Origin of the sequence: Cellvibrio mixtus subsp. mixtus J3-8, from assembly GCF_000766945.1 — a bacterium.
In the GTDB taxonomy this organism is placed as follows: domain Bacteria; phylum Pseudomonadota; class Gammaproteobacteria; order Pseudomonadales; family Cellvibrionaceae; genus Cellvibrio; species Cellvibrio mixtus_A.
Window position 1 is genome coordinate 234,570 of record NZ_KN266213.1, and the last position, 2,314, is coordinate 236,883.

Here is a 2,314-nt window from a genome sequence, read left to right on the forward strand (position 1 = left end):
CGGGTTATCCAGACGCTCGCCAGGAATTACCGGGGTGCTGGAGCTGGAGCGGGATGAAGTGGTCGCTATGCTGCTTGAGCTGCGCGAGGTAGAAGTCGACACCACACTGCTTGAGGTAGTGACCGCAACACTGCTGGAGCTGCGCGATGTTGAGGTAGAGATTACGCTGCTTGAAGTTGCCGGAACACTAGAGCTACTTGGGCGTGAGCTTGAGGTTGCTGGAACACTTGAACTGCTTGGACGCGAGCTGGAAGTTGCTGGCGTTGAACTGCTGGATGGCGTTGAGCTGTTGGCTCCCACAATGCCAAAGGGCGCAGGTTGCGCAGCACAAGTTGAACGGGAAATACAGCTCTTGTTGTTCTCGTAACCCCAACCGCTTTGGGTGTTTGCGCACAATGAATACAAAGTGCCGTACCAGTTACATTGCTCACCGGAAACAATCGGAGTGCTGCTGCTTGAACGTGAACTGCTCGTAGTCAGCGGAGGAGCGCTTGATACAGAAGAACTGCTTGCAGGTGGTGTAGTGCCAGAGCAAATGCTGCCAGTTATTGTTGGGACTTCGCCTGTGCCACCACGCTTGTCAACCTGGAAGCCGAAAGTCGCGCTTTGGCCTGGTTGCAAGGTGCCATTCCAGCTCAAGTTTGAGGCAGTGTAAGGGTTGCTACCACTCACGGTCGCATTCCATGAACTACTAATACGATTGGTGTTGTATTGCCAACCGATAGTCCATCCGCTCAAAGCAGAAGAACCACTGTTGGTCACAATAATTTCACCGGTAAGGCCGGTATTCCATTCATTGCTGATTTTATATGTACACGCAGCGCTAGCACTTTGACTAGCAATCGCCAGGCTAAGGCTTAGCAATGTTGCCAAACCGCCGGCTTTTCTTATTGGAGTCATCATTAAAGTTCTCCTGGATTCCAGTGAGGAAGAGCTATTCGCTCTCGTTATTATTCTGCACCCGGTCAAAAAACAATCGACCCGGCACTGGTTCATCCTTACATCCTGCAAGGCGCCGCGTAACTGCCGCAGCCAGGCGGTCCATCTGGGAGGTACAACGATAAGGTTTGGTTGCGCTATCTTAATTTGAGCTAAAAATTTATTGTTATTAAATGGACAGACATATTCAGGTGATTATCAGGGCAAGCAAGTAAAACTTGTGATGCCAGACTTAAATATTGTTGGCTGTAATATTTCTGCACCAACAAAAACTCGGAAATTTATGGAAAAAATAGAGGGATTACTAACATCGTCATAGATAACTGTACGATGCAATGCCTCATATTATCCTATCGATTTAATTTCAAATTCTGCGAAAAACGTCTCAATGAACACTTGTGCACATGAAAAAAACAAATATTAAGATAGCGCTATCATTTCTAACTACTATTTAGTTTCCACAAGGTTTTAAAGTAAAAACCGGAGGTGGCGCCAGCGAAGCCTGTTGTAAGATTTATTTACTGAAAAACAGAAAATGGGGTTAACAAAAAACAGAAAGTAAAGCCTGAAAAATTGACAGCTTTTGTAATAAACCGGCTTTTATAATTATTTGAATTTACCGTCATTTCTTATATAAAAAACTAGCAACACTGAACATAAAACAGCGCTGTCAATTTGTGGGTCAAAGTAGTGTAAATATCTGCAAATGGCAAGTCTTTATATAAAAATAGTTGGATTAATTCCTATTAAGATATTTATATTATAAAAAATTACCCTATAAATAAACCTTTGATCTATTCACAATCATGCATGAGCTCGGCAGTTTCAAACAAAATGAGATCGCTAATTTGGATCACCACCGCGCCTCAAGCAGGCATTACAGCAGGCACTGCCATGGCTAAAAATCAGATTTTACCTATGGATTAAAATCTTCATTACTATCAACAATCTGCAAAACTCTTCTCAAAATCTCCCTATTACTCTTCAAAACACCAATAAACTTTACATTTCATAAATTGATCGCGCTGTCATTTTTAGTTACTGTGCATCGATAAAGATAACCATAAAACTCAATCCAGAAGTTGTTCAAGCAAGGATAGACAAATAAGTCTTTTAAAGAACATTCAGTATTGAAAACAGCACGCAATAGAAAATCAAAAAGAAAATAATAAAAATTCGTTTATAAATAAATAACTTATTGAAGACACCTTTTTCAACGCGATTAAGTTTTTATTAGCATCAGTAACGTAATTTTCACCAATAAAATAAAAGTAACTTACTAGGCGTTAAAATTTGCATCAATATGTTAGCGCAATCATTATTGATAAATACCACAACAACAGCATGAACAACCTGACCCACAACAACAAAAAAG

1 protein-coding gene is annotated in these 2,314 nt (G+C 41.3%); it reads right to left on the reverse strand.

Features of this window, described 5'->3' with window-relative positions; all coding sequences use genetic code 11:
- The coding region (locus tag A596_RS22790; RefSeq protein ID WP_039917863.1) for a cellulose binding domain-containing protein at positions 1-903 on the reverse strand (903 nt) is incomplete at its 3' end.
- Between the last annotated feature and the right edge of the window lie 1,411 nt (positions 904-2,314).